Genomic DNA, 26,963 nt, shown 5'->3' with positions numbered 1-26,963 from the left:
TTCTTAAGTCTTGGACTCTACCATGCAGGTATTAAATTATTATTATTGAGTTCTCAATTTATGTTGGTAAGCCAATTTCTCAGCACAGGTTTTAAAAAGCGCTTCTACATTACCTGTAGCGCCAATACTTTTATCATCGCATTAGCATGTTATTACTGCTTAATCATCAATATCCCTTTTATGCATGGTGCATTTAACGCAATCACCACATTGCCCTCTTTTTCGTGGTTATTTTTACTCTCAGTGCCGTTACTGTTGCTGTGCTTATTAATTATTTTCTTTTCATTCTTATCTAGTCGCTGGCTACTCAAACCAATTAATTACATATTATTGTTAAGCTCGTGCGCCGTTCTTTACGGCACTTTAAATTATGGAGTGGTATTTGACTATTCTATGATTCAAAACACCTTTGAAACTGACGGTCATGAAGCGGCAAGCTATCTTAACTTGCAATTTATTATATTCTTTTGTTTGTTCGCCTTACTGCCGCTATTGGTTTTAATCAAAACCAAGGTTCGCTTTAGTCTGGTTAGCAAAGAGCTGGTGAGTCGTTGTAAACTGCTACTGGGCTGCTTTGCCTTAATCGCCGTGATTGTATTGAGTTTTTATGCCGACTATGCCGCTACCGGACGTAACAATCAATTATTAAAGAAAGAGTTAATTCCATTCCAATATTTAAGCAGTGGCTATAAATATATTCGCGATCAATGGCTGGTCTCTGACGAACCATTTCAAATTTTAGACCCAGCACCAGTACTAAGTGCATCACAACACACTCAAGTAACCGTTATCGTGGTAGGTGAAACAGCACGTGCTGAAAACTTTGCTTACCAAGGCTATACACGCGATACCAACCGTTTCACTCGACCTTTCAAAGTAACGTACCTGAACAATGTAGCGTCCTGTGGAACCGCAACAGCGGTATCGGTCCCTTGTATGTTCTCACAACAAAACCAAGCTGAGTTCTCACGTAACGAAGCTGATAACCAGCAAAACATTCTCGACATAGCCCAAAGCGCTGGCGCTGATGTGTTGTGGGTTGATAATAACAGTGGCTGTAAAAATGTCTGTAATCGCGTTACCAACATTACCATCAAGGTAGATAACTCTGCACTTTGTGAACAACAGCATTGCTATGACGAAGCGTTACTAGCACCACTTAAACGTAAACTAGCTAATTTAAGCCAAGCTAATACGGTCATTGTATTGCATATGATGGGCTCTCATGGACCCACTTACTTTCAGCGCTACCCAGATCAATTTAAGCAATTCACACCAACATGCGACCGCAGTGATATACAAAACTGTAGCACTGAGCAGTTAGTTAGTACTTACGACAACACCATAGCGTATAGCGACTACGTAAATTCATTAATGTTAACCGAACTGAATAACTTACCTGACAATATTGATAAAACCTTTGTATATATTTCAGATCACGGTGAGTCGCTCGGCGAAAATGGCGCCTACTTACATGGCTTTCCGTATAGCTTTGCTCCTAGTGGCCAAACCCATGTCCCTATGTATATGTGGGCTGCCAAAGGCAACCAACGTATTACAGAAAGTTGCTTAAAGAGTGTTGATCAACAACAAGCTGCTTCTCACGACAATATATTCCATACATTAATAAGTCTAATAGGCATCAAAAGTAAAGCCTATGAACAGTCTTTAGATTTAGTAAGTAACTGTAAAGCAATTAATAAAAAAGTGAAAAACAATAATGAATAATTCGAAAACGGTACTCAAACGCCAAGGACTACTACGCCTTTTATTTACCTTACGCCATACTTTCAATGGCTTAAAATGGATGACGCGATTTGAAGCTGCATTTCAGCAAGAACTCGCGCTATTTTTATTACTTGGAGTGTTTGCGTGGCTGGCGAATATTCCCACCAGCGATAAACTTATTTTAATTGCCAGCTTGCTGTTTGTACTATTCGCCGAGTTAGTCAATACCGCGATTGAAGTGGTGGTTGATCGTATTGGTACAGAACATCATGAACTCTCTGGGCTGGCTAAAGATATTGCCTCTGCCAGTGTATTTATAGCAATGATGATTAGCACACTGGTTTGGTGGGCTATTTTATGGGCATAACTGATAAATTTAGTCTTGCGCAACTACAAAATAGACTCGGTCCATATTGGGTATTGCTAACATTTTTTAGTTTATCACTGACTATGTTAACTCTGGCTCGTTTTAGCTTAAGTGTATGGCAAGGTGAGCGAGTATTTAGCTCTCATGCTTGGCTAAATATTTTTGTTGGCGGCTTGCGCGTTGATACGGCTACCTTAAGTTATATTTTAATGCCGGCATTGTTGTTGATAATTATCAGCACATTAGTCTCTAAACAGCAGCTTATTCGTGGCATCATTAAATACTATTTATTGCTAATGACCGCGTTGCTGATCTTCTTTGAAGTGATCACTGCGACCTTTATTAGTGAATATGATTTGCGTCCAAACCGCTTATTTATTGAATACTTAATATACCCAAAAGAAGTCTCTCGAATGATTTTTGCGGGGTATAAAATAGAGGTATTCACCACTTTATTATTCTTGATCGTTGGGGTAAAACTGGCTACAAAAGTTTTTACCAGCCAATGGCGTAGCCACTGTCAGTTGCCAATCATAAAACACTCCTTATTGGTGATTAGCTTACTGTGCTTAACCGTTCTAGGTGCACGTAACTCACTAGGTCATCGACCGTTAAACCCTGCAATGGTGGCATTCTCAACTGATCATTTACTTAATGATCTTAGTCTTAACTCGTTGTATAGCGTAGCCTTTGCAATTAAACAACTCAGTAATGAAAAATCAAGCCAAGACTTTTATGGCTCCATGGCCGAAGAGGAATTATTAGCCTTAGTACGCGCGAGTATGCAAAATGAGCAAGCTGTTTTTAACGATGCCAGCGCACCAACCAAAACCTTTCATCAAGCGGCGTATCAAGGGAAGCCCAAAAACTTAGTTATCATTTTGCAAGAAAGTTTAGGAGCACGTTATGTGGGTACTTTAGGCGGCTTACCTTTAACCCCTAATATAGATAAACTTTCTCAGCGAGGTTGGGGGTTTGATAATCTATATGCCACGGGCACACGCTCAGTTCGCGGTATAGAAGCGGTTATTACTGGATTTACCCCCACCCCTTCTCGCGCAGTAGTAAAGCTTGATAAATCGCAACGTGATTTTTTTACCATTGCTGACTTTTTAAGCAAACAAGATTACCAAACCCAGTTTATTTACGGTGGTGAAAGCCACTTTGATAATATGCAAAGCTTCTTTTTGGGTAATGGTTTTCAACACATTGTAGATAGTAATGACTTTGCCAATATTGATTTTAATGGCTCATGGGGTGCATCGGATGAAGACTTATACAACCAAGCAGATATAGAACTCACCAAGTTACAGCAGCAAGGGCAGCCATTTTTTAGCTTAGTATTTTCCAGCTCTAACCATAGCCCGTATGAGTTCCCTGATAATAAAATTGCACTTTACGATAATGAAAAACAAACTCGCAATAATGCAGCAAAATATGCCGATTATGCGCTAGGCACCTTTATCGAAAAAGCAAAGCAATCAAGTTACTGGGACGATACCGTCTTTATAGTGATTGCTGATCATGACTCGCGCGTATCGGGGGCAAGTTTAGTACCGATTGATCACTTTCGTATTCCTGCGGTTATTTTTGGTAAAGGTATCAATGCCAAGCGTGATCATCAGTTGGCTAGCCAACTTGATATTCCGACGACATTATTATCATTGATTGGAGCCAGTGGTGAACATCCAATGATAGGTCGCGATCTTACGCAGCCAATCGCAGATAATAAACAACGCGCAATGATGCAATACGATAAAAACTTTGCCTACATAACCGGTAATAGTGGCCAAGGTAATAAGGTCGTAATTTTACAACCACAAAAACCAGCAACCACTTATATATACACACAAGATAAATTAGTGCCCACCAGCAACGACCCACAATTGGTGAAAAAAGCACTGGCACATGCCAATTTAGGTAATTTAGCCTATCAAAAGAGTTGGTATCATTAATCTATAAGCCTTGCTAAAGTAGCAAGGCGAACATGTTATTTAATTGAGTTAAGATCATGAAGATACTCGTAATCGAAGATTCTGAACCGCTTAGACGCAGCCTAGATGTCGGCCTTAATAATCTCGGTTTTACCGTGGACGGTACCGGTGATGGTTCACACGGTTTAAGCATGGCACTGTGTGGCGACTATGATTTAATCATTCTCGACTTAATGCTACCAAGTGTTGATGGCATGAGTATTCTCAAGGCACTGCGTAGCAGCTCGAGTCAAACTCGGGTATTAATTTTATCTGCTCGCTCTGAAGCACAAGACAAAATAAACGGCTTAATGAAAGGTGCTGATGATTATCTAACGAAACCGTTTTCGTTTGAAGAACTACATGCCAGAGTACTGGCGCTGTCTCGGCGAGGCCAATTACAAAACCAGCAAAACACACTCTGTGTAGGAGAATGCGTGTTAGATTTGAGCTTAAAAACACTGCATTATCAGCAGCAGCCTATAAACCTTACTCGCAACGAATATAAAATCATTGAGTGCTTATTTAGTGCCAAAGAACGGGTATTAGGCCTTGAGATGATCAGCGAAGCCGTGGTCGGCCAATTTGATATGCTGTCAAAAAATGCGCTAGAAGCGCATATTTCAGCGATCCGCAAAAAAGTACGGCTGCTCGGCGGCGAACTACCAATTAAAAATAAACGTGGATTTGGTTATGTCGCCTCTCAAAACTGAGCTGCCAAAAACTAAACGTCACTCTATCAAGCGTAAACTAGTCAATAATATTAGTGCCGTACTATCGATTATTCTGGTTACTATTTTTTTAACCGTCGATTTGAGTGTTGATTCTTGGGTTGAAAATCAATTTAATCAATCTTTAACTAATAAATCTAATTATTTAAAAACCTTAGTAAAAGATCATAATGGCAAACTAGAATTTGATTTTGCTGGCGAGTTTATGTCTGAATATGAGCAGGCCAATGCCAGCGAATTTTATCAGCTATGGCACGAACAACTGACGTTTGAAAAATCAGATTCATTGCAACTATATCAAAATATTGATTTACCCAATTTAGCTATCCCCATTAACGAATTTAAAATTATTGATTACACTCTGCCTAACGGTGAAGAGGGTCGCGCTATGATCAGCCACTTCATTGCCCAGCAAGAAAATGAAGCAGCGCGCGGCAGCGGTCATTTTAAGACCATGGTTTTAACTATCGCCGCTCCTATTTCATCATTAAATAAAGTATTACTGATCATTGATGTGGTTTTTATTCTGACCTGCATTATCGCAGTTTTTGGAGTACGTTATTTAGTCACTCGAATCGTTAACCGTGGCCTCTTTCCACTGAACAACTTAAATGAACAAATAAAATTACTCGATATCACTGGCGCCTCACAAACTATCAAAAGCGACTTTCAAGTAGAGGAAATTGAACCTATTCGTAATGAGCTGAATAAATTTATTACCACCAATCAACAGCTCTATCAAAATGAAAAACGCCTAACCAGCGACATCGCACATGAATTAAAAACACCAATTTCTGAGCTGATCAGCTTGTCGGAAGTGGCACTGCGTTACCCTGATGATGAGCGTATTAGCGCCACATATACCAGCGACATTTTGGCTATATCACAGCGTATGAAAACCATCGTCAATAACTTACTGCTATTACAACGCGCTGGTAGTAGCGCTGTAGAGCTCAATTTAGAAAGCGTTAATTTAAGTGACTTTATTACGCAATTAAGCAATGAACTGCAGTTTAAACATGCCGATATTGAGCAGCGCTTACAGCTAGATGTTGCAACTGAGCTGATGATCACCGCTGACCGATTTTGCCTGCATACCATTTTATCTAACTTGCTCGATAACGCATTGTTTTATGGGCTTAGCACCCAACCTATCAACTTACAGGTCGAACAAACTAAATATCACACCACAATCACGCTATGCAACGCTTTAGCTAAGCCTTTAAGTGAACAACAACTTGAGGCTATTTTTGATCCCCTTTACCAGCTTGATAGCTCACGAACGAATAACCAACGCCACGGCTTGGGGCTAGCGATAGTTAACAGTTTATGTAATCTCAATAACTTTACCATCAGCGCAAAAAACAAGCCAAACTCTCGCTTAGCATTAATTTTAACGTTACCCAATTAAGCGTATTGGTTTAATATGGATATATACCCAACCAATAAGGACAATTATGAACCTCACTCAGCGTATTAGCAGTTACTTTATTTTATCCCTTTTACTGTGTATTAGTTTTGCTAGCCACAGTGAACCTGGGTTGTGGCAAATAGAAAAAAATGGCGTTAAATCATATTTGTTTGGCACTGTGCATGTCGGTGATGCCACTATGAAAGGGCTACCTAAAAAAGTAACCGACGCGCTTGATGCCAGCGATCAAGTAATTGTTGAAGTCGATGTTAGTGCAATCAGCCCGATGGAAATGCAGCGCCGCTCTATGCCATTTATGATGCTAAAAAACGGTAATACTCTACAAAGCGAATTATCTGAGCAAAACTATAAAAAGCTTCAGCAATACTTCAGCAACAAATCAATTGATATAGCGATGTTTAATAACCTAGCTCCATGGGCCGTAATGGTTACTATGCTGCAAATGGAATTTCAAAATATTGGTTTTTCTGATCAATATGGCATTGATAAACAAGTGCTTGCCTATACAAAAGCGAACAATATACCGGTTGGCGAATTAGAAACGCTCGAATATCAAATGGAGATGTTTAATAATCTATCGTTGTTAAGTAACGAAATGATTGAAGAAACGTTTGAACAGCTTGCCGATGTTGAAACCTACTTTATAACCTTAGTTAATGCATGGAAAAATGGCGATATGGCCACCTTAACTAAGTACTACAATGAAAGCTTTGATGACAGCAACTACGGTGAGATCAGCGAACAAGTTATGCTGATTGAACGTAACAATAATTGGATAAAAGAGCTCACACCTCGCATTGGTAAAGAAAAACTATTTATCGCCGTAGGCGCCCTGCATTTGCCAGAACAACACGGTTTATTAAAGCAGTTTAAAAACCAAGGTTTTACAGTAACTCGCCTGTAATTACTCACGAAAAGACAACTCACCTGCTTGGCTAGTAATAGCCAAGCGGTTATAGGTATCAATGCAAAAGCGGCTATAATTTTTGACAAGCTTTTGCAAAAAACTCTTACTTAAAACGCTGTTATGGCATTTATTTAGCAATAAACTCACCACTTTATGCAAGTATTTTTTCAAATAATTCTATTGCACTATGGCTCTCTTCATCCGATCCCCATTGAGATGCCTCACCCCAAATAACTCCCCACTCATCAGACTAAATACTTATATCTGACAACCGTGACGATTTATCTGAATGTGTTACACATAAATAATTTCCATCAAATTCGATAGTGAAGCTATGCTTAGAAAAAGCAGATTCACATGCAGCTCTAAAATCAGCAGACTCTGGCGGTGAAAAAAACTCGATATGCTTCTTTGAGCTTCCCTGTTTATGAGACACTTTATATTCTTGCATATTATTGATGCCTCAAGCAGCTATGGTACATATTTCTGCCATAGCTGCTCAAATTCTTGTTTTGAGATACTTATTCCCTGAAATTCAACATCAGAGTTTATCTCCTCTAGTTGCGGCACTTCAGCAATACCGAGCATCGTATTTTCGGTGTGGGTTTCACCCGAAGCAAATCCAAGCTTTCCATTACGACAAAACTCAAGCTTGCGGAGTTCAAAATTATCATCACCAATTTCGGATACGAGACGAAACGGCTCATCTTCAAGGTCATGTATCCACTCGACATCAATGTATCTCATATTTATCTCCAATAGCGCCATCACCCGCTAATTAGCTGACCTCGGGTGATCACCCTGCTATATTTTTTATGTGTCTTGAGGGACATCATCCCAATCTAATTGTTTATCAAGACACCAGCTTAGCGCTCGACGGCGCTCCATGATTATGCTCATATTAAAATTATCATGGGGGTCATTATTAAGTTGGTAATGCCTACAACTCCACATAGCTCGATAATATACATCTCTCATTTTATATATTTCTTCAAACGAGCGGATTTTAATATCTTTCGTAAACTTTTCTGGGCCTTCTTCTTGCTGTAGATCCGGGCAGTAGTCGATCATATCGTCCGGTATTGGGTATGGAAAACTGAGGTCATCGAATTTATTCATAACCCAAATCAACGCCCAGAGTGACTCAAGATACCAATGTAAATTGATTTTATCTTGCTCACTTATGTTTTCTTGGGATTGTGTAAGAATAGTTTTCTCAACGTCTGACAAGTGTTCAGCTAGTTGGTTTTCATCGATATAGTTTTTTATGAAGTCAATTGGGGCGTTGAATGCAATATTGATCATTGCATTCATAATCAGTGCTCTATTTATGATCTCACTATCTGATCTCATCTGTGAGATATCATAGACAGGAAGCCAATCACAAATTTCCCCATCAAAACTTGAAACAATAGTTTCGCTTTCTTTTTTAATTGCTTGAGTATCCATAACCTCTCCCTAATTTTCCCTAAATATAACAAGCCTGTAAAATTGCTCGTTTTAAATTTATTGCCATTGATGTATCAACCATAGCTGAGCTCATATGTATTAGTGGCTAACTCAATATTCACCAGAAATAATTAATTCACTTTGCGATTTTACGACTATGAAAGCAACCGAGTTTTGCTTACTTTTGAAACCAACAGAACAAATAGCCATACTACCTAAGCCACATGTCACTTCAGGATATTGTTCGCTGATGGAAGTTTCACCTTCTTGGTTTGGCACTAGCTGCCAACCACTGTTTAAAAACTCACGTTTAACTACTTCATAGCTTTTTCCTTTATACTGAGAAAAATCTAATTCATCAGCATGCAAAACCGCATTACTGCTGAATATTAAAGCAAACAGGCATGCAAACTTAAATTTCAAATATACAGCCTAAACTTGTTAAGGGCTGACTTCGTAGCCATGTTCGGTTATCAGTAGTGATAGTAAGCCCTCTAATTGCACATCAGTTTTTGGGATAAACGTTACATCGCCTGCATCCGAATCGTGATCAAGCGTTAGTTCTTGGCCCAAAAAATTGTAAACTCGACTAAATACCCCAAAAGGTAGAAATACAGATTCATCTTTTAACTCACAGAATGAGTCTAATATGAGTTGTGCATTTTTATATGCAGCATACCCATTAGGATCGATGTCGTAGTCTGGTAATACCGATGCCCGCAAAAATCCTGACATTTTATATTTTCGTAATTTATTGCTCATAGGCTCTTAACGCGAAGCTTTTAATAAACAGTTCGAAATTTTTCATTGTAATTATCTTCATGCCCACGTCACGCAGTCAGTGTCAAATAATCACTTATTAGCTACCTAATCGAGATAAATAGTTTCTTGCACATTCACCGACGAAACGCCGGCCAGGATTAGTGCCAGCAATCCAGTCCTCAATGGGAAAAAGATCAAATAGGCCGACTTTCACAAGCGTTGGCACAGCAAGTTCTAGCTCTTTCTCTACTAGCTCTCGCTCGCCAGCATTATAAAGATTAATGTTATATAACATTGTTGCCACGGTTCCTGTCTGAACCCGACTCCCATCTTTTAAATGAACTGAAGGTAAAACCTCCCCGTCCTTAACTACTTTCTGATTTACAGTAGCCAGCTGTTCTGTATTTTCGACATTAGTTTTCATTCAGGATAACCCTATTTCAAGTAGTTAACGAACTTGTAGAATAACGCAATTTTATTTTTATTTATTTCTCAACCATAGCCGAGTTGCTATTTTGATTCAATCGTTTGCTGATTTTCTACTTTGATCGCTATTACCATAATTGATTTCAAAATGTGAATGACCGAAAATTCGTATTTTTCGAATTACTGACATTTACCTGTCGTTTGCCATTTAAATGTTCACAATCCCCTCATGTGATACTGGCTATGCTACAGCACCATGCCCCTGTGTAGATTATCAGTTGCAACTAAACTCTTTGCTAACAAGCCTATGCGATACTCAAGTGATTGACTTTACTCATTAAATAAAAAACATTCTGATATTAAAATGGGGTCTTAATCTCTTCTCATATACCGCTTTTAAATAACTGCCATTTGGACATTAACTTACTCTTTTTTGAGTTTATTTGCCTAACGTACTGGCTACTGCTGTACATAAGAATAGTTAAAAACCATAACGTTAAAGATGTATGGGGTAACGTCAGAATAAAGCGTTTCCCCCATATTCAACCGACGACATGTTCGGTTTAGTTAAGATCCGATATGATCCGCTTGAGAGCATCGAGTTCAACTTTATCATTTCGTTGTTCCCAAGCATTCATAATATCTGCAACAGCCAACCCATGTTCATCAGCCAATGCAGAGCGTAACGCCCAAGCCACTAGATGATTGGGGTTTTTCCAACCGTCATATAAATCATAAATATGATGATCTGATAAAAACACTTGTGATCCGCTACTGTTGGTCATCACAAACCAATCACCAACTGGGTCAGAGCCTAATGAAAATAACTCATCGTCACGTTCAAAGTCATCCAACTCTTCTCTGAAGTTAAAACCAATCATATCCTGTCTAAAAGGCCATAAAAACGGAAACTTGCCGCTCGAAACAAGCTGGAAATAGGCTTCAATCCAAGAATGCCATTGCGGTGAAATAATCGTTTTACATCGAGATACTACTTCCTCTTTTAATACAACCGGTGAAATATAGTCTAACTCTTTCAACGCTTTGCATTCTTCAAGAAACTGGACTGGAAAATAGTTATCGGGGATCGGATTAGTAATAATTTCGAGTAATTGTTCTTCGTTCACTTAATTTTCCTATTTAAATAATACAGATGGAGTCTCATCAATAACTGATGACACTAGTAATTAAAATACCTTGCATAGAGCACATAAAAAGCACATAGCAGATGGCCTCAGTAATAAATACTTTAACGTTTATAGCTGGGGGTTTCTAATTTAATTGGATGAGTGTTTTTTGAAATCCACTTAACAGCATATTGTTGCAGCTGAGTGGTCTCATCCATTAACAGCTCCATATCGGAAACTAGATTACTTAATGCAGCAATTTCTTTTTCTTCCAATGAATTGTGTGAAGCAATATGCTTAAGATAAGCATTGCACATTTGCCGGTATGCGCGATCCCAATTAACACCACCATTACCATACAGCTCATCAGTCACTCGCCCTGCGATACGAATAACTTCACCTTGTACGGTTAATGCTGCGCCTTTAGGCGGGACTAAATAATCCCAAAGGTTATCGTATGTTTGCTCCCAAGTATCACCAACTAACTCAATAGCTGACTGTCCGTCGTGAAGCAAACGCGTTGCCACAGGCGTTACACCATATAAGCGATACAAGTTATTTAAGGCGTGACTGTACTCATCTACACTATCTTTATTAAAGTCTTCTCGCATAAACTCGAACTTATCGCCAATAGCGGTCACCAATTCTTGCATTTTAGGCGTAATTTCTACGCCATAACGAACGAATAGCTCTGTCATATCAACCATACTGGGAATATCCAAATTGCCGCAGCGCTGCAAGCTGTATTCTAATGGTGTTAAGTCATATTCATTTTTAACGTTAATATCCGCACCGGCCGCAAGCAATACTGCCGCATTGTGGACGTTATGAAAGGTTACTGCGCTATGCAGTGGCGTATTGCCCGCTTTACTTTGAAAATTTACGTCCGCTCCCATTTGAATAAGAACGTCCAAGTTCGAGTGTATAGCGCCTGCTCTAAGGTGTAGCGGCGTATTGCCATAGGTATTTAAATAATGCAAATCCGCGCCACTATCAACAAGCCACTTTGACAACTCATCGGGACAATGACTAAACCCTAGTGCCGATACCTTACCGTAGCCGCTGTAAGCATCCAGCTCGCATTTGTCAAAAATAGTGATAAGAGTCGAGAGATTTTCTTTTTTGATCAGCTCATCAAAATTCTTGGGAAGTGTTTTTCTTTTTCGTGCCATGGTTACGTACTCTATCCTTTGTATATAACATATTCACTGTGCGCTAAGTGAACTGGGGGTCTATATTTTATATAATATCCCGAAGACTGATATGGCTTATTTTAGAGGCGCTATTATACAAAAATAATTTCCCTATAGATCGGTGTTTTTAACAGACAAACGGTAATTCCCCCATTTTTAATGGAGGCGAGCTGTAGAATCACTCGTTTTTAATTTATTGTTATTGATGGTTCAACCATAACCGAGTAGCTATTTTGCTCCCCCCTCATTTACTGCTCATTCATTACTCTTTGTGCAAAAAAATTAGTGAATTATTCACAATAAGGTTAAGAGGCCTGCACTTTAGAGGAAGTAAACGAATTTGTTTATTGATTTAGAATTGACCATCACTATATAAAAACAGTCAAAAAGAACACTATTGCCAGAGTTAAGGCTCATATGTGTTATGTGTTGCCACGCTCCGCTGTCAAAGATGAGCTTTCATCCAACCTCTCGAAGTCATATTTAACCTTAGATACGACAAACAAGTCACACTGAACAACTGCCGCATCATTTAAATTAAAAAGGACATAATTATGCCCTTTAGTTAAAGAGCTTTTATAAATAATCCCGTCATACCCTTTCGATTTAATAAACTCTGATATTATTTGCGTCGGCGCATATTCTGATTTGGAATTAGATTCCGTTACAGGCCAAGAAAAAGCAATATCCATCGCAGCCCACACAGCGTCAATTTTCTGCTCAATAGAAGGTTCGTCGATGTAAAAATATGGGTACTGCTCGGCCTCAGCAGTCTCCGAAAAATCTATCAACTTCATATCCTTTGTCAAATGCAATTTAGCGATTGTTACGGGTAATCCAGGCCAAGGCCTCACTTCGTGTACCGCAGTTTCTGCATCTGCTGCTACATATAAACAAGGGTTCCCTTTTAAGTTCGCTCTCCCCTCTGAGGGGCTATTGCTCAAGGGTTTCATTCGCTTGAATGAATAAGGAATACGCTTATCAACATGGAACTCTTGTTCTGCACTATCAGTAGCCTTTTCCTTATCGCATCCAGTTTGTGCACGCCATACCACAGAACCAGATTTCAAGGTTTTAATCCTGTCATTACAAGTGTCATTAATTGAATTTAGAAATTCACTCGACTCATGATCTAAAGTGTAGTGCAACTTAGAGCACGCTTTTTTAGAAAAGTCAGAATAGCTTAACCAAGATTTGAAGCTCATTCATACTCCTTAGTTTGTAGTAACACATAACACTTACAACAAGCAGTTTTGTGACGTTCTTCCACAAAATTATTCTACTACTAGCATCTAAATCAGGTGAATATTATATTCTTGGCCAGCAATTATCACCAAAATACCTGAATGCATGAATGCATGAGATGGTCTATCAATTTTGATAAATGTAACCTGAGCTGCTACTTCCATTGAGCTATCCTTGTCATATAAAAATTTAATCAAAGAGCACGTTCCTCTTTTATACAAAAGGCGCGTTCTCTTATTTACATTACTCATTAATAACAAATTATGTAACTGTTTGCTATCCATATACCCAAACCACCTCTTGATGCAGAATTATGCATTTATCTGGTGCTTAATATCAAGGCGTTACTTCGCAAGAGTGTCTGTTGGGTTTCGTTTTACTCAACCACAACCTACGGCGATAAACTTAACCCCGAGCTGCTCTGGTTTTTCCTAGCGCCTGGCCTCTAAAACCTAGAACCTTTTCCTTACCTAAAATCTGCCATATCTAAATAGTGCTCTATCCCGGTAATTTTATCTTTCGCATGATGATTGACATAAATCACTGTGCTACTGCCGGCAGCGCATATTTTTTCGATTAACAGTAAAACACGCTGCCGATTGGCTTCATCAAGCCCCAAACATGGCTCGTCTAAAATCAGTAATGTAGGGTGTTTTACCATAGCGCGGGCAATCAATAGCATGCGTTGGTCACCAAAAGACAGTTGTGTAAATGGGGTGTTTTTTAACTCACTCAAACCTAATAATGCTAACCATTGTATGGCGATATCAAGCTGAATTTGAGTTGGCTTTTGATACAAGCCAATGCTGTCGTAAAAGCCTGACACTATGGTATTGAGCGCCGAAATACTAACCCGATATTCCATATGCAAAGCATTCGAAATATAGCCAATATGCTGCTTAATTTGCCAAATACTCTCACCACTGCCGCGTTGATAGCCAAACACTTTAATATCATTGTTATAACACTGCGGATTATCGCCAGTGATTAAGTTAAGCAGGCAGGTTTTGCCGGAGCCGTTTTGACCACTGAGCTGCCAATGCTGTCGTGCTTTGATTGTCCAATTTAAGTGGCTAAAAATAACCTTGCCACTGTAACTGACCATAGCATTTCGCAATCTTACTAACTCAGGCTCATTAAACTCTGGGGCACTGTGTGCCACGTCTTTGCTAGGAATCGTTAAATCAGTTTGTTGTAGGTGTAATAATTTAAATAAATCATCGCGCTGCTTAAGGTCAGGAGTTGCTAGTTGCTGTTGTAATTCGCCATTTTTCACATAACCATAATGCGTAATAAATACGGGGATTTCATCTAACCGATTAACCACAAAGACCATGGTAATGCTGGCACTTAGTTCGATTAATACGCTACGTAATAGCTCAACGCTTTGTACATCCAAACCGTCAAACGGTTCATCAAGCACAATCAGTTCGGGCCGATTACTCAGTGCTTTAATTAACATTAGTTTACGTGTTTCCCCGGTTGAGAGTGCGCGCAAACGTTGCTTAAGCAATGTCTCAAAAGCAAACCCTGTAATTAACTGCTGGCATAGCTGTTGATCAAAACATTGGCTTGATTGCTGATAAATCAGCTCTGACACCAATTTAGGGCTAGTTTTACCATCGGTGATGTCGTCTTGATCAGCTAATAACTCAGCGGTAATCAATTGCTTTTGCAGATCTGAAGAGACTATTTCTGTACGCTTAAAATCACAACTTCGTGTACCACTGACAATATTAGCTTGATCGAGTAATACTGCTGTTATGGCTGATTTTCCTGCTCCGTTACCGCCAAGCAGCACCCAATGCTGAGCGCTCTCAACCTGCCAAGTTAGCTTACTTACGAGAAAACTTTCGCGTTCATTGGTACCAAGGTTAGCCGTCACATTATTGAGTTTAATTGACTGCACAGCGATCCTTTTTAGCTTTTAAATTAATTAGTTTGAAAATACATGACTTTTATTAGCATGGCTATAGAATAAAATTCACGCGGTTTAAACCTTTTTAAATCTGCTAACGTCTAATCTATAAAGCCATTAACAACGAGTAAAAATAATGAATACACTTAGTATCTCTAGTTTAGCCGTAATCTTATTAACCAGTAGTTTAGCTGCTCATGCTGAGCAAAAAATTGAACAGACCTTTGATGTCACTGCCAAGCAGGCATTGGCGATCAACGTGCCCGTTGGCAGCCTTGAACTTAGCACCCATCAAGGTAACCAAGTAACCGTGTCGATTGAGCTAAAAGCGAAAAATGATAATTGGTTTAGTGATGATGTTGCACTTGAAGATATCACTTTAAAAAATCAACAAAGTAGCGATAAGCTGAGCCTCTCGATTGATAATGACGATGTGCAACAAAGCTGGCTGGTAAGTATACCAACAACCATGGCGATAGATTTAGAGCTAGGTGTGGGCGATATTGAAGTAAACAATTTTGCTAACACTGCCAGCATCGATGTCGGTGTGGGCGCAGTACGGATCAGCAGTGCGTTAGCTGACTATCAAACGATCACCTTAGATAGCGGTGTTGGCGACACCAAAATAGCAGGCATGAAAAATGATGCTAAACATAGCCGTAAGCTGGTCACCTCAACTAGTAAATATAACGGTGACGGCCAATACCGCATTAACGTTAAAGTCGGTGTAGGTGATATAAAAATCAGCCACTAAAACTATCAGCCCTCGTTAAATACATTCATGAGGGCTTTTTTAATATCCGCAACCGAAAATGGTTTATAAACATGTACATTAGAGCCAAGTTCATAAGTTCGCTCTAAATCACTTGGCGCAGTGTTGGCGGTGATCACAATGATCGGAACCGTTGAATTTAATTCTTGGCGAATGATATCTATCGCTTGAAAGCCATCCATAACCGGCATGTTCAAATCCATAAAAATTACATTAAACTCACTCTCCGCGATTTTTTGTGTTGCTATTAAACCGTTTTCAGCCACTTCAACCGTGTAATTAAGCTCGGTTAAAATTCGCGATAAAATTGTCGCGTTTAATAAATTGTCTTCCACAATTAAGCAATGCAGTTGTGCGGGTAAGTTGCCTTGATTCGTTATTAGTGCAGCTTTAGATAATGGCAAACGGATCTTAATCTGTGCACCATGCGGTATGACATCTTTAAACTCAACGCCGCCTTGCATAGCACTGACAATATGTTGCACACGTGCCAAACCGGTTTGTAAGCCCTGAAAGTCATTGCTCTGTTCTATACTATGATGATTTAAATATGGATAGCATTGAGCAAAACCAACGCCGCTATCAGCGACCACTATTTTAATATGATCATCTTGGTAACTAACGGATATTGAAACCTGCCCAGTGCTAGTAAATTTAATGGCATTACTAAGTAGCTCGGTAATGATTTGCTGCAATCGTAAATGATCAAACTCTGTATAGCGATCTAACTCAGGACTGAGTTTTACTTCAAACTTTAACTGTTTGTTATCACAGGCAAACTGAAAAGGTGTAATAGCCGACTCAAGCGTGGTTATTAAATTACGCTTGATAAATTTTAACTGCCATTGCCCAGTATTAAACTGCTGTAGTTCATGTAACTCATCCAGCATACTTACAATCCTGCTGGCACAATATTTTGCTTGTTTTTGCAATGCTTGCTGAGATTCTGATAGCTGAAGTTGCTCAATCGAGTCTATCAGCCCTTGTAGCGGTGTTCTAAATTCATGACTTGCCCGTGCGATAAAGCGCTCTTTATAAGTGCTTATCTGCTCTGCTCGCAACTTTTGTTGTTGGTATTTATTAATCGCAGCGATAATTTGCAGCTCCATAGGCTGAAATATAAATTTCAGCTCAATGAATAGCAACACTAAAGTTAATAGCCAAAAAGCCAGCTCTAGGTTGGACAGCACTCGGGTTTTGAACTTTGCTTGTTGTTCAAATAGCGAGACTGCACCATCAAGCTCCTTGAGCAAGCGTTCAACCTCTGCAACTGTAAATCGCTTTTCTACTTTGCTTACACTAGGATCATTTAACAGTTGCTGCACTTTAGCCAAATACGCTAGCGACGTTTGCGCAAGATTAATCGGTGACGAAAAATAATAAGCAACCAACTCGTCGTCTAAATATAAATAATCGCCATTAGAATGCTGTTGCACTAAAAATTCATGCCCTGCTCTAAACTCTGCGCTCGCTTTAGCTAATACATTACGATGTAATTTAATATTGCTACCAATCTCAGTAACCATGGCATTACTATGCCAAGCGATTTTTTGTGACAACATCCGCTGCTTACCTGCAACATTGATAATATGAGCATCGTCTTTTTGCACAAAAAACATAAACTGAATAAGCAAAGCACTCGCGCTCGAGAGAATCGCTATCGCTAATAACGCCCAACGATAGCGCGACCGAATATTAGCAATAATTTGAATCATAATAGGCCCTATTATTTTTTAATAAGTGTAGACCAAAGGGGATAAAGTGACACTTTACGCAATGATATTATTAAAAAAATAAACCCCGCTTAAATGCGGGGTTTATCAGTTTTGGTTTAATAATTACCGATTTTCTAAACGATTATAATCAAACAAACCGTATTCAACACCACCGTATTGTTTGGCAACTTTGTGCAAAATATCACTGTATTGCCAAAATTGCGGATGTGTTCGGCGAATTGCAAACTGACTCTTTAATGCTCTGTAATCGGCTTCTATTTGCATCAATGGTAGTTGCTCGGCAAATGATGCAAGTTGTTGTGGATTATTCAAATACCAAATTGTTTCAGGGTAATCACCAATGAAACCAGGCACAATGGTGACGGTATCTTCTGCATAAGCGCGCTGCCCTTCCTCGTTCAATAAACTAGAAATATTATAATGGGCATTGTGATGGATCATGGTATACGCTTGATGCTCTGCAGCACCGTCTTTCACTAATATAAACGAGATTTGCGGCAGTAAATTAATTGCTTTTGCAGGCATATTATTTAACTGCTGTAACGGCTCTGGTACTTGTGTGTAATCAAAGCGCGGACTTAACACCGGTTTTAGCGTTTGTTTAATTAAGCCATATAACTCGTGTTGTTGATCCTGTGTTTTGTAGTCAATACCAGTTGGCTGACTAAACTCATCACCACTTTCAAAGAAATTAGTTAAACTCGGTGGTGCTTTACGATACCAGTTTGCTTTTAACTCTTTACGCTGAGGCTTAGGTAACAGTGCTAAAAAGTTTTGCTCGCCTTCTAGACGCAAAAAATCCATGTATAAACGAGTGATCAACTGATGGCCAACATTACCGTAGACATCAAACCCGGCAACTAATAAATAATGTATCCGCTCAAACAGTGCGTAATCTAATACCCACATGGTTTTTGGCTCTTGGCCAATAAAACCTTTAACCACAGTCGCACTATCAAAATGGCGGAAAATAGTCAGAGCAGCATTATCATTCACCTCGTCACCACGCCATAATAGGTCTGTGGTTAGATTTTCACCATTTTTGAACATGCTATTTGCCAACGTTGCCTTGGCTTTAAGGTAAGTATTCTGACGTTTGGCATATTTGACCCAGCTAGAAATAGGTAAAGCGTTGCTTTCTTCAGCCGCTGGCAATGCCAAGGCATCTTCATGTTGTAGCAGCATTTCACCCACTTCTGGCGTTGCCGCTTTAGCTGGATCAGCAAATGCCACCCAAAAATGATCATTAATAACATTTAACGCTATTTGACCACGACAAACAGGCCCTTTAATAAAGCCCATAATGATTAATTCAGCTTCATCTAACATAAATTGATATTTAGATTTAACCGGCATGGCGGCAAACACTTTAAATGGGTTGGATGCTATTTCTGGCAAGTAACTTGGCATGCTGTCAACGTGATAATCTGGCGCAATAAACTGGCTGTACAAGCGCGCTAATTTACTGTCATTCAGTGCCAGTGGTAAATGAGTTTTTGCCAAAATAGTCGAACGGTCATGCATTAAGCGATAATACACACGTTCCACTTTAGGATCATCGTAAGGGCGGCGGGTATTTATTAACTCAATGTCCTGCCCTGGTGGTGTACTCGAACGCACCAATTTAAAAAAGCTTTTTTCATCATCTTGAGCAAAATAAATATGCGCTAAATACCAATGTTCAAACACATAACGTGCTGTTAATTGATACTTTAAACCGTCTTGATTTAAAAAGCTCTCCCAGCGTTGTGCTTGAGCTAAAGCAGCTGTGCTTGGCGGTTTAATATGCGCCATTTTACCGCCCTCTTTAAGCCACTTTTCAAGGTGCTTAAATTCAGTACGCGAAATACCAGGTAATCCATATGGCATCCCGGAATGAGGTAGGCTGTTGGCAAGGCTGTCAAATTCTCCTATAGTGGCGCAGCTTTGCGAGCGATCTAAAGAAAAATCAAACTCATCACCTAAGATCTCATCATTTGGTAGCGGTGAGCTCATTTTTAACACTAAACTGTTGTACAACACGCTACCGGCAAGATTTGCTTGCTCTGTTTGCGCTCGTTCATTCAATACTGGGGTAAAGTCTTTATCACGCCACTGGCTAGTATTCGTTGCATCAAAAAGTAAGCGGCTGGGAGTCGATGCTAATAAACGAGTACCATTGTAAACACGTTCCTTACTTAGGCCGCGGTCAATTCCTTCTGGAGATGAAAGTTTCAGTTGGCATGGTGCATCATAGCAGCCATGACAAACCACACAACGACTCTCGAGCACAGGTTGTACATGCTGTAAAAACTCAGCACCGCTACCTGAGTTATGTTCAACCATACGCTGCTGTGTTTGCTCTGGCCCGAATAGCTCATTGTAATGAGCGGCACCTAAATAAGCGCAGCCACTGAGCACAACAATTAGTGCACTCAGCAAAAAAGACTTTCTCATCGAATTATTCGTCCTCATCGCCCAAGTCAAACGTCGGCATCATATCCATTTGTGGGGACACAAATGTTTGCTCTGATTGGGTATCGAGTACTGCGCTCAATAATGGTCCACGCGTTAAAGTTAGCTGTGCTTGATGTGCATTGCTTGCTAAGTCTGCAAACGCCGGGTTATGGGCTTCTACAATATAATCTGAAATAGTAATAGCAATGCTGCTATCCGGTGCTGGATTTTGACAAAGCTGGGTCAGTAAGTCGTCATCTAAAAGTACGCTTATTGAGAGATCAGGGGTCGATAAATCTCGCTCATTTAAGGTCTCATCAAAAAGAAATAACGGAAGTGTTAAACTACTATCTTGCTCTAATTCCATGTGCTGCTCTCAAATACTAAAATCGTTAATATGACAGTATTATAGCAAAAATTAATTAAATTTAGCTAAACTGACTGCTGATTTACAGCCTGTTTAGCTATTAAAGATAACCTACATTAAATATTATTTACCAAGGTAGGGTTTCACCATTTGAATGCCAAAAACCACCACTATTGCTTAGGTTTAGTTCATCAATACGTTGTGCTAAAAGCTCTGCAGATAATTCAGGCGAAATGTCTCCGGCATAATTAACCATTTGTGTTTGCACAAAGCCCGGATGAAATAAACCAACCGCAATTTTTTTGCTTTTTAGCTCATGAGCTAAACTGACTGATGCCGCGTTAAGTGCAGCCTTTGACATACGATAACCAATATAACCACCTGAGTCATTATCAGCAATCGACCCTAAGCGACTGCTGATCATGGCAACTTTAGCGTCAATACCTAAGCAGTGTATTAACGCATGGGTAACTCGAATTGGTGCTACAGCATTGATGGCTATCTGTTGATTAATGGTATCAAAATCCATCTCTGCCATACTTTCATTATGGAAAATACCGGCATTGTTAATAAGCAGATCTATCTTATGCCCATGTAACTGGTTTTCAAGTGTTTCGATATCTGCTGCATTGGCAACATCGATATTGCTGATCACTGTCACATCTAATTCTTTAAGTTCATCGCTTGGAGTACGCACCACGGCCGTAACCTGGTAACCCTTTGCTAAATATTGCTGACATAAATTAAGGCCGATGCCACGATTAGCGCCTGTAATTACCACATGCTTTGTCATACTTTTACTCCCATTCTATATACACTCTATAACTGAGAGCTTGGGGCAAACAAAAATAAAAAAAGCACCTAAGTGCTTTTTTAGTTAATTAAATTAAGCATAACTAGTTACATTTCACATCATTCATAGCGGAGGTCATAATTGAAAACACTGCGCCTTGTGGATCGGTGATCACACTAAAGCGGCCCACCTCGGGAATATCGGTTGGTGCCACACACACTTCACCGCCAAGTTGCTGAGCCGTTGCGACATAGTTATCACAATCATCGACAGCAAAATAAATCATCCAGTGAGCAGGAATTTCTGCAGGCCATTCATCGGTCATCTCAATCATCCCTGCAACGGGTTGGTCAGCAACAGTGAATAATGTGTAGCTCATTCCTTGCATAGGTTTTTCAACGCTCTGCCAACCCAATAACTGGCAATAAAACTCACGGCTTGCAGCACTGTTGCGGGTTGCCAGTTCATGCCAATAGGGAGTATTAAGTTCACCTAAACGTTTGCAACCTTTATGCTGATTACCTTGCCATAAGGCAAATAATGCACCACCAGGCTCATTTAGCAACACCATGCGACCCGCGTCCATTACATCATGAGGACCGGCGATAATATCAGCACCTAATTGTTTGGCTTTTTCAGCTACTTCATCAATATTATCTACTGCAATATAGGCTAACCAATGACTTGATGTCGCTGCGTTTTTTTGTTCGTTCGGCATTTGATACATGGCAGCAATATCATCACCTTGCTTTTGTAACATAGTGTAATAAAGACCATCACCAATGGGTTGATCATCAGCCCCCCAAGCAAATAACTCAGTGTAAAAAGCTTTGCCGCTTTTCCAGTTAGATGTACATAACTCTGACCAACAGAAAACCCCGTGGGGGTGATTACTTTGTGTGTCACTCACGATTCAATCTCCTTAAATAGTACATCTACTAAAGTTAAAAGAGGAAAGCCATTTTAGCCAATTTTATTTGTATCGTAAGGTGATCTTTATAGCAAAACAAACAACGAATGATTTGAACCCGGCCTAAATACAGCTGCGATAGTGTAATATCACTTATTACGGTTAAACGAATCGATACTTTTGCGGGCACTGGCCACATGCTAATTTATAAAGCTGAAATTTGGCCTTTTAACATCCAAATCGAGACTTTAAAAGAGCATTCACCGGCCCTTTTTAGTGGCTGTGCCCACCACCAAGCGCTTTACCATTAGCATCATAAAAGCCAGACGCACCATGCTCGATAAATCCTAAGTTAATCATTTTGGCTAAAAATGGGTCGCCTTCGTTATCACCAATATCTGCATAGTCAGTCGTTTGATAAGCATCCCACAGGGCAAATTGCTGCTGTATCTGAGCTTTTTTAAAGTCCACAGTGCCCAACGTTAATGTTTGAGTAAGTTGCGGTTTAGCAATACTCATTGCGCTTACCAGCTTTTGATTTACCAACCATGCAAGCTCAATCGTAGTATCACCTTGCACTAATTGATAATGCTGTATTTTATCGCAGCCATCACCTTGCTCATCGGTTAAAGTCATCTTGGCAATAAAATCATCACTCACTAATTGGTATTTAGTACTCCAATCTTGCTGACCTTGCACATCTGAAGGTTGATATTCAATACCACGCTGCGGTGTTTGAAAGTAACGAATTGGCCGAATTTGCTGATTACTCAACTGTTGCCACACTTCAACTAATTCAAGGCCTTGCTCTGCAACCTGATGGGGTGTTCGCCATAATGTAAACTGTTGAGATTCAGCCACAGCTTTGCCCGCAACTTGCTTACCAACCTGATAGCTTGCTTGCACATATTGACTGTCCAACGCACACTGCGTGGCACTGGCCAATGGACTTATTAACGCTAAAGATAGGATAATTTTTTTCACTGGATTCTCTTTTCGATTTAATACCGTGGGTCACTGTAATGTGTTTATTTTGCAGATTAATGACAAAGAGCAACTCAGTTTTGGGTTGCTCTTTAGTAAAGCGTATTACATGACAATTACTTAATTTGTAACTTTAGCATCCGCTTGTTTTACTAAGTCAGCTGCATAATCCATCACGTGAAAAATAAAGCTCTGCTCGTTAGTACCTGTTACCAAATGCGCACCAGGGCCAATTGCATAAACACCAACATCTTCACCAGCATGAGTTTCAGATGACAGCGGCACAAGTGCTTCTTGGTGGAAACCTGGACTTTGCGTATCCACATCGGTTAAATCAACACGACCGGTTACTGGGGCAAAGTCGTAACCTACTTCAGCATCCGTTTCCTGACCTAAATCTCTAAAGCCGCCACCATTAGCATAACCTACGGTGGTGTATGGCATATTATCGGCAGCAAGTGTTGGCTCGGTTTCACCCACGGCAACCACTTTACCTAAAATTGGATTACCGCGTTTTGGGTAGCCTGCGATAGTAAATACATGGCTGTGATCGGCAGTAACAATAATCAGCGTATCTTCAATGCTGGTTTTATCAAGCGCCACTTGCACCGCTTTTGATAACTCAATGGTATCACTTAAAGCGTTATAGGCATTGCCCGCATGGTGAGCATGGTCAATTCGTCCAGCTTCAACCGTCAAGAAAAAGCCTTTCTCGTTGTTATCCAATACATCCAGTGCTTTTGCTGTCATCTCTGATAACGATGGTTCACCCGCAATATCATTGCCACGGTCAGCTTCGTATTGCATGTGAGATTCATTAAACAAGCCAAAAATATGTTTAGTATTAGTCACATCAATCGCATTAAAACCTGCTTGATCCATTACGTATTGACCATTTGGATACTGAGCTTGCCATTCAGCAGTTAAATCACGGCCATCAGTACGATCGCCTTCTACCGAGCTTACTGCATCAGCTGAATTATATGCTGCGTCTTTTGGTAAGAAATGACGACGACCGCCACCCATTACCACTTCAAGACCATCAACATCGATCCCAGCAAAACGCGCTTCTAAGTTCTTTTCAAAGTTAACCAGTTGCGATGCAATATCTTCACAATTAGCCGCTTCCGACTCAGGCATATCTGAAACATCTTCCCAATTGCGGTTTGCCGCTTTTGCATACGTTGCAGCTGGTGTGGCATGGGTAATACGTGCCGTTGAAATAAGTCCCGTTGATTTACCTGCAATTTCCGCAAGCTCTAATGACGTTACTAATTCATGGCCTTTACCTGACAAACAATTACCATTAACCACTGCTTCATCAATACCAATAACACCGACATCAGTTTTTACGCCTGATGCCATTGCTGTCATCGTACCGGCAGAATCAGGTGTTTGTGCATCAACATTATAAGTTTTAGCAAACCCTGAAAACGGTAGTGTTTCAAAGCTTAACTGATGTTCTTCACCCATTTTGCCCTGTAACTGACCCGCTAAAATACGCGCAGCTGTTACTGTTGAAATCCCCATACCGTCGCCAACAAACAAAATGACGTTTTTCGCTTTGCCAGACTCTTTAACAATATTAGCAATATTATCTTGGCTACTAGCTAATTTAGTGTGTGCTTCTTTATACCAAGTATTGGTAGTAAGCGGCGCTAACTGTTGTGGATTCAATGAAGTTTCAGCATCGTTACACACTACAGTGGTTGTAGTTACTTCATCTGCATCCAGCTCACCATTTTGATTGCTGTCGTCACCTGTTAGGGTCTCAATGCCACCATTGATACATTGCTCAGAGCCAACTGCAAGCGTATTTTTAACCGTCATTGACTCAATTTTATCGTCATCATCAGAGCAACCCGCTAACGCAACAACCACAGCAAGAGATATTAAGTTAAGTTTTTTCATTGTAATCACCATTATTCTTCTATTAGTTCGAGCGCTTGACTGATAATGTGGAAAATAACATTTTGCTCCACAACGCCTTGTGCCAACTGTGCCCCAGGGCCCTTAGCATGCAATGAAATATCCTCACCTGCATGAGTTTCCGAGCTAAGTGGGACTGCTGCTTCTTGATGAAAGCCCGGTGTTAAGGTATCAACACCACTTAATTCAACACGCCCAGCAACGGCTGCGGCTAAATATGAAGCGTCTGCATCTGTTTCATCACCTAAATCTCTAAAGCCCAAGCCATTTGCGTAACCGACTGTGGTATAAGGCATACCGTCAGCTGCAAGGGTTGGAGTATCGCGACCTACTGCTACAACTTGACCCAAAATTGGGTTACCGCGTTTTGGATAGCCAGCAATGGTAAATACATGGCTGTGATCCGCAGTGACTAAAATAAGTGTTTCATTTGGATCGGTATTTTCTACTGCTGCTTTTACCGCATTGGCAAATTCAATTGTGTCATTTAATGCGTTGTAAGCATTACCGGCATGGTGGGCGTGATCGATACGACCCGATTCTACCGTTAGGAAAAACCCTTTTTCATTATTCTTTAAGATATCAATCGCTTTAGTCGTCATTTGCGTTAATGAAGGCTCACCTGCAATATCATTACTGCGATCCGCTTCATATTGCATATGCGATTCATTAAATAATCCAAATACGCGTTTGGTATCGCCATTTATTGCGTCAAAGCCGGCCTGATCAGTAATGTATTTACCATCGCTATACATTTGCTGCCATTGCGCTGTTAAATCACGTTCATCAGTACGATCACCTTCGACTGCACTCATAGCATCATTAGAGTTAAATGCAGCATCTTTTGGTAAGAAATGACGACGGCCGCCACCCATCACCACTTCTAGACCATCAACATCAACACCCGCAAAGCGCGCTTCAAGATTTTTTTCGAAATTAACTAATTGCGACGCAATATCTTCACAACCTGCAGTGACTGCATCTGCAGGCATGTCGGAAATGTCTTCCCAATTACGATCAGCTGATTTTGCATACGTTGCAGCTGGCGTTGCGTGGGTGATCCGTGCAGTAGAAATAATACCTGTGGCTAGGCCTTTAATTTCTGCAAGCTCTGTAGCTGTAATTAATTCATTACCTGCTACAGTTGCACATTTGCCACGTTCAATGTCTTCGTTAACACCAATAACACCAACATCCGTTTTAACACCTGAGATAATAGCCGTCATGGTGCCTGCTGAATCCGGTGTTTGCGCATCGACGTTATACGTTTTTATTTGTGCCGAATACGGAAATTCTTCAAAGCTCAAAAAGCCCTCTTCTCCTAAAGCGCCTTGTTTTTGGCCTGCAAGGATACGTGCTGCGGTGAGGGTTGATATACCCATGCCATCACCAACAAATAGAATTACGTTCTTTGCTTTAGTGGCTGGTGTTGCATTAGCCATCGTTTCTTTAGAGGTTAATTTAGCCTGTGCAGCGCTATACCAATCACTTTTCATTTGGTTATCAGGTAACACACCTGCATTAGCACCCGCTGACAACGCCAGTGTTAAACCAATTGCAGTCGCAATTTTATTAATTTTCATTTTTAAGTTCCATTGATACGATTTGGTCAAGAATGTCTGTAGTAATGAGAGCATAATATTAGGTAGGTTTTGTTACTTAAAAAGTGACTTTATGTTACATAAAAATTAAAAGTTACATTGTTTTTATTTGTTATATCATAACGTTATGATGGGTAAGCGGTAAGCGGTAAGCGGTAAGCGGTAAGCGGTAAGCGG

General features: G+C 40.1%; 24 protein-coding genes. 7 read left to right on the top strand and 17 right to left on the bottom strand.

Going from position 1 to position 26,963, the window contains the following annotated elements; translation table 11 throughout:
- Window positions 1–60: 60 nt before the first annotated feature.
- From H5154_RS05565 to H5154_RS05540, 6 genes are read left to right on the top strand one after another with little or no spacing between them, the layout of a single operon-like run.
- The gene (locus H5154_RS05565; protein ID WP_182717669.1) at window positions 61–1,728 is read left to right on the top strand and encodes a phosphoethanolamine transferase; all 1,668 of its coding nucleotides are present in this window, start codon (window positions 61–63) and stop codon (window positions 1,726–1,728) included.
- Window positions 1,721–2,095 carry a diacylglycerol kinase gene (locus tag H5154_RS05560; protein ID WP_182717668.1) on the top strand — a complete coding sequence of 125 codons (375 nt, stop codon included), beginning with the start codon at window positions 1,721–1,723 and terminating at the stop codon, window positions 2,093–2,095. The genes H5154_RS05565 and H5154_RS05560 overlap by 8 nt, the downstream gene beginning before the upstream one ends.
- Window positions 2,086–4,050: an LTA synthase family protein gene (locus H5154_RS05555; RefSeq protein WP_182717667.1), complete on the top strand. Its 1,965-nt coding sequence runs from the start codon at window positions 2,086–2,088 to the stop codon at window positions 4,048–4,050. Before H5154_RS05560 ends, H5154_RS05555 begins: the two co-directional genes overlap by 10 nt.
- A 56-nt stretch (window positions 4,051–4,106) precedes the next feature.
- Window positions 4,107–4,781, top strand: coding sequence for a response regulator transcription factor (locus H5154_RS05550; RefSeq protein ID WP_182717666.1), 675 nt, complete (start codon window positions 4,107–4,109; stop codon window positions 4,779–4,781).
- Window positions 4,762–6,210 (top strand): sensor histidine kinase KdpD, encoded by a 1,449-nt coding sequence (locus H5154_RS05545; RefSeq protein ID WP_182717665.1) that lies wholly within the window; start codon window positions 4,762–4,764, stop codon window positions 6,208–6,210. Before H5154_RS05550 ends, H5154_RS05545 begins: the two co-directional genes overlap by 20 nt.
- Window positions 6,211–6,256: 46 nt before the next feature.
- Window positions 6,257–7,135 (top strand): TraB/GumN family protein, encoded by an 879-nt coding sequence (locus H5154_RS05540; protein ID WP_182717664.1) that lies wholly within the window; start codon window positions 6,257–6,259, stop codon window positions 7,133–7,135.
- Between the two features lie 474 nt (window positions 7,136–7,609).
- On the opposite strand, the gene H5154_RS05535 is transcribed toward H5154_RS05540, so the two are convergent.
- The 9 genes from H5154_RS05535 to modF form a co-directional block, all read right to left on the bottom strand.
- Window positions 7,610–7,885 (bottom strand): DUF6881 domain-containing protein, encoded by a 276-nt coding sequence (locus H5154_RS05535; RefSeq protein WP_182717663.1) that lies wholly within the window; start codon window positions 7,883–7,885, stop codon window positions 7,610–7,612.
- Window positions 7,886–7,951: 66 nt separating this feature from the next.
- Window positions 7,952–8,587, bottom strand: a complete 636-nt coding sequence (locus H5154_RS05530; protein WP_182717662.1) for a DUF4272 domain-containing protein — start codon at window positions 8,585–8,587, stop codon at window positions 7,952–7,954.
- A 111-nt stretch (window positions 8,588–8,698) separates the two neighbouring features.
- Complete coding sequence (locus H5154_RS05525) at window positions 8,699–9,010, bottom strand: hypothetical protein (protein WP_182717661.1); 312 nt, start codon at window positions 9,008–9,010, stop codon at window positions 8,699–8,701.
- 18 nt (window positions 9,011–9,028) lie between these two features.
- Window positions 9,029–9,349, bottom strand: coding sequence for a hypothetical protein (locus H5154_RS05520; protein ID WP_149982584.1), 321 nt, complete (start codon window positions 9,347–9,349; stop codon window positions 9,029–9,031).
- Window positions 9,350–9,446: 97 nt separating this feature from the next.
- Window positions 9,447–9,773, bottom strand: coding sequence for a hypothetical protein (locus tag H5154_RS05515; RefSeq protein ID WP_149982583.1), 327 nt, complete (start codon window positions 9,771–9,773; stop codon window positions 9,447–9,449).
- A gap of 565 nt (window positions 9,774–10,338) precedes the next feature.
- Window positions 10,339–10,902 carry a hypothetical protein gene (locus tag H5154_RS05510; protein WP_182717660.1) on the bottom strand — a complete coding sequence of 188 codons (564 nt, stop codon included), beginning with the start codon at window positions 10,900–10,902 and terminating at the stop codon, window positions 10,339–10,341.
- 122 nt (window positions 10,903–11,024) lie between these two features.
- A complete protein-coding gene (locus H5154_RS05505) occupies window positions 11,025–12,074 on the bottom strand; it encodes an ankyrin repeat domain-containing protein (protein ID WP_182717659.1) in 1,050 nt (349 codons plus the stop codon).
- 443 nt (window positions 12,075–12,517) lie between these two features.
- On the bottom strand, window positions 12,518–13,300 hold the full coding sequence (locus tag H5154_RS05500; protein ID WP_220491332.1) for an RES family NAD+ phosphorylase: 783 nt from the start codon (window positions 13,298–13,300) through the stop codon (window positions 12,518–12,520).
- Between the two features lie 506 nt (window positions 13,301–13,806).
- Entirely contained in the window at window positions 13,807–15,249 is a 1,443-nt protein-coding gene (gene modF, locus H5154_RS05495) for a molybdate ABC transporter ATP-binding protein ModF (protein WP_182717658.1), read from the bottom strand.
- Between the two features lie 145 nt (window positions 15,250–15,394).
- Between modF and H5154_RS05490 the strand changes: the two genes are divergently transcribed.
- A complete protein-coding gene (locus H5154_RS05490; RefSeq protein WP_182717657.1) occupies window positions 15,395–16,012 on the top strand; it encodes a hypothetical protein in 618 nt (205 codons plus the stop codon).
- 5 nt (window positions 16,013–16,017) lie between these two features.
- Here the strand turns inward: H5154_RS05490 and H5154_RS05485 are convergent, their stop codons facing one another.
- The 8 genes from H5154_RS05485 to H5154_RS05450 form a co-directional block, all read right to left on the bottom strand.
- Complete coding sequence (locus H5154_RS05485) at window positions 16,018–17,745, bottom strand: response regulator (RefSeq protein WP_182717656.1); 1,728 nt, start codon at window positions 17,743–17,745, stop codon at window positions 16,018–16,020.
- 123 nt (window positions 17,746–17,868) lie between these two features.
- Complete coding sequence (locus H5154_RS05480) at window positions 17,869–20,202, bottom strand: fatty acid cis/trans isomerase (protein WP_182717655.1); 2,334 nt, start codon at window positions 20,200–20,202, stop codon at window positions 17,869–17,871.
- 4 nt (window positions 20,203–20,206) lie between these two features.
- Window positions 20,207–20,569, bottom strand: a complete 363-nt coding sequence (locus H5154_RS05475) for a hypothetical protein (RefSeq protein ID WP_145238340.1) — start codon at window positions 20,567–20,569, stop codon at window positions 20,207–20,209.
- Window positions 20,570–20,696: 127 nt separating this feature from the next.
- Window positions 20,697–21,362: an SDR family oxidoreductase gene (locus tag H5154_RS05470; RefSeq protein ID WP_182717654.1), complete on the bottom strand. Its 666-nt coding sequence runs from the start codon at window positions 21,360–21,362 to the stop codon at window positions 20,697–20,699.
- Window positions 21,363–21,465: 103 nt separating this feature from the next.
- Entirely contained in the window at window positions 21,466–22,272 is an 807-nt protein-coding gene (locus H5154_RS05465) for a VOC family protein (RefSeq protein ID WP_145238336.1), read from the bottom strand.
- A gap of 273 nt (window positions 22,273–22,545) precedes the next feature.
- Complete coding sequence (locus H5154_RS05460) at window positions 22,546–23,256, bottom strand: hypothetical protein (RefSeq protein WP_182717653.1); 711 nt, start codon at window positions 23,254–23,256, stop codon at window positions 22,546–22,548.
- Between the two features lie 120 nt (window positions 23,257–23,376).
- On the bottom strand, window positions 23,377–25,167 hold the full coding sequence (locus tag H5154_RS05455) for an alkaline phosphatase (RefSeq protein ID WP_182717652.1): 1,791 nt from the start codon (window positions 25,165–25,167) through the stop codon (window positions 23,377–23,379).
- A gap of 11 nt (window positions 25,168–25,178) precedes the next feature.
- The gene (locus H5154_RS05450; RefSeq protein ID WP_145238328.1) at window positions 25,179–26,768 is read right to left on the bottom strand and encodes an alkaline phosphatase; all 1,590 of its coding nucleotides are present in this window, start codon (window positions 26,766–26,768) and stop codon (window positions 25,179–25,181) included.
- Window positions 26,769–26,963: the final 195 nt, after the last annotated feature.

It is taken from the genome of Pseudoalteromonas sp. SR44-5 (assembly GCF_014163675.1).
Taxonomy (GTDB): Bacteria; Pseudomonadota; Gammaproteobacteria; order Enterobacterales; family Alteromonadaceae; genus Pseudoalteromonas; species Pseudoalteromonas rhizosphaerae.
The sequence above is the reverse complement of the archived record's forward strand: the minus strand, read 5'-3'. Positions and strand labels throughout refer to the sequence as shown.

Bases quoted from the DNA above. Each gene is read 5' to 3' on its own strand.
- H5154_RS05560 (WP_182717668.1), top strand. From the start codon at position 1,721: ATGAATAATTCGAAAACGGTACTCAAACGCCAAGGACTACTACGCCTT.
- H5154_RS05550 (WP_182717666.1), top strand. From the start codon at position 4,107: ATGAAGATACTCGTAATCGAAGATTCTGAACCGCTTAGACGCAGCCTA.
- H5154_RS05530 (WP_182717662.1), bottom strand. From the start codon at position 8,587: ATGGATACTCAAGCAATTAAAAAAGAAAGCGAAACTATTGTTTCAAGT.
- H5154_RS05485 (WP_182717656.1), bottom strand. From the start codon at position 17,745: ATGATTCAAATTATTGCTAATATTCGGTCGCGCTATCGTTGGGCGTTA.
- H5154_RS05515 (WP_149982583.1), bottom strand. From the start codon at position 9,773: ATGAAAACTAATGTCGAAAATACAGAACAGCTGGCTACTGTAAATCAG.
- H5154_RS05490 (WP_182717657.1), top strand. From the start codon at position 15,395: ATGAATACACTTAGTATCTCTAGTTTAGCCGTAATCTTATTAACCAGT.
- H5154_RS05520 (WP_149982584.1), bottom strand. From the start codon at position 9,349: ATGAGCAATAAATTACGAAAATATAAAATGTCAGGATTTTTGCGGGCA.
- H5154_RS05505 (WP_182717659.1), bottom strand. From the start codon at position 12,074: ATGGCACGAAAAAGAAAAACACTTCCCAAGAATTTTGATGAGCTGATC.
- H5154_RS05455 (WP_182717652.1), bottom strand. From the start codon at position 25,167: ATGAAAAAACTTAACTTAATATCTCTTGCTGTGGTTGTTGCGTTAGCG.
- H5154_RS05540 (WP_182717664.1), top strand. From the start codon at position 6,257: ATGAACCTCACTCAGCGTATTAGCAGTTACTTTATTTTATCCCTTTTA.
- H5154_RS05500 (WP_220491332.1), bottom strand. From the start codon at position 13,300: ATGAGCTTCAAATCTTGGTTAAGCTATTCTGACTTTTCTAAAAAAGCG.
- H5154_RS05480 (WP_182717655.1), bottom strand. From the start codon at position 20,202: ATGAGAAAGTCTTTTTTGCTGAGTGCACTAATTGTTGTGCTCAGTGGC.
- H5154_RS05450 (WP_145238328.1), bottom strand. From the start codon at position 26,768: ATGAAAATTAATAAAATTGCGACTGCAATTGGTTTAACACTGGCGTTG.
- H5154_RS05545 (WP_182717665.1), top strand. From the start codon at position 4,762: ATGTCGCCTCTCAAAACTGAGCTGCCAAAAACTAAACGTCACTCTATC.
- H5154_RS05555 (WP_182717667.1), top strand. From the start codon at position 2,086: ATGGGCATAACTGATAAATTTAGTCTTGCGCAACTACAAAATAGACTC.
- H5154_RS05535 (WP_182717663.1), bottom strand. From the start codon at position 7,885: ATGAGATACATTGATGTCGAGTGGATACATGACCTTGAAGATGAGCCG.
- H5154_RS05475 (WP_145238340.1), bottom strand. From the start codon at position 20,569: ATGGAATTAGAGCAAGATAGTAGTTTAACACTTCCGTTATTTCTTTTT.
- H5154_RS05565 (WP_182717669.1), top strand. From the start codon at position 61: ATGTTGGTAAGCCAATTTCTCAGCACAGGTTTTAAAAAGCGCTTCTAC.
- H5154_RS05470 (WP_182717654.1), bottom strand. From the start codon at position 21,362: ATGACAAAGCATGTGGTAATTACAGGCGCTAATCGTGGCATCGGCCTT.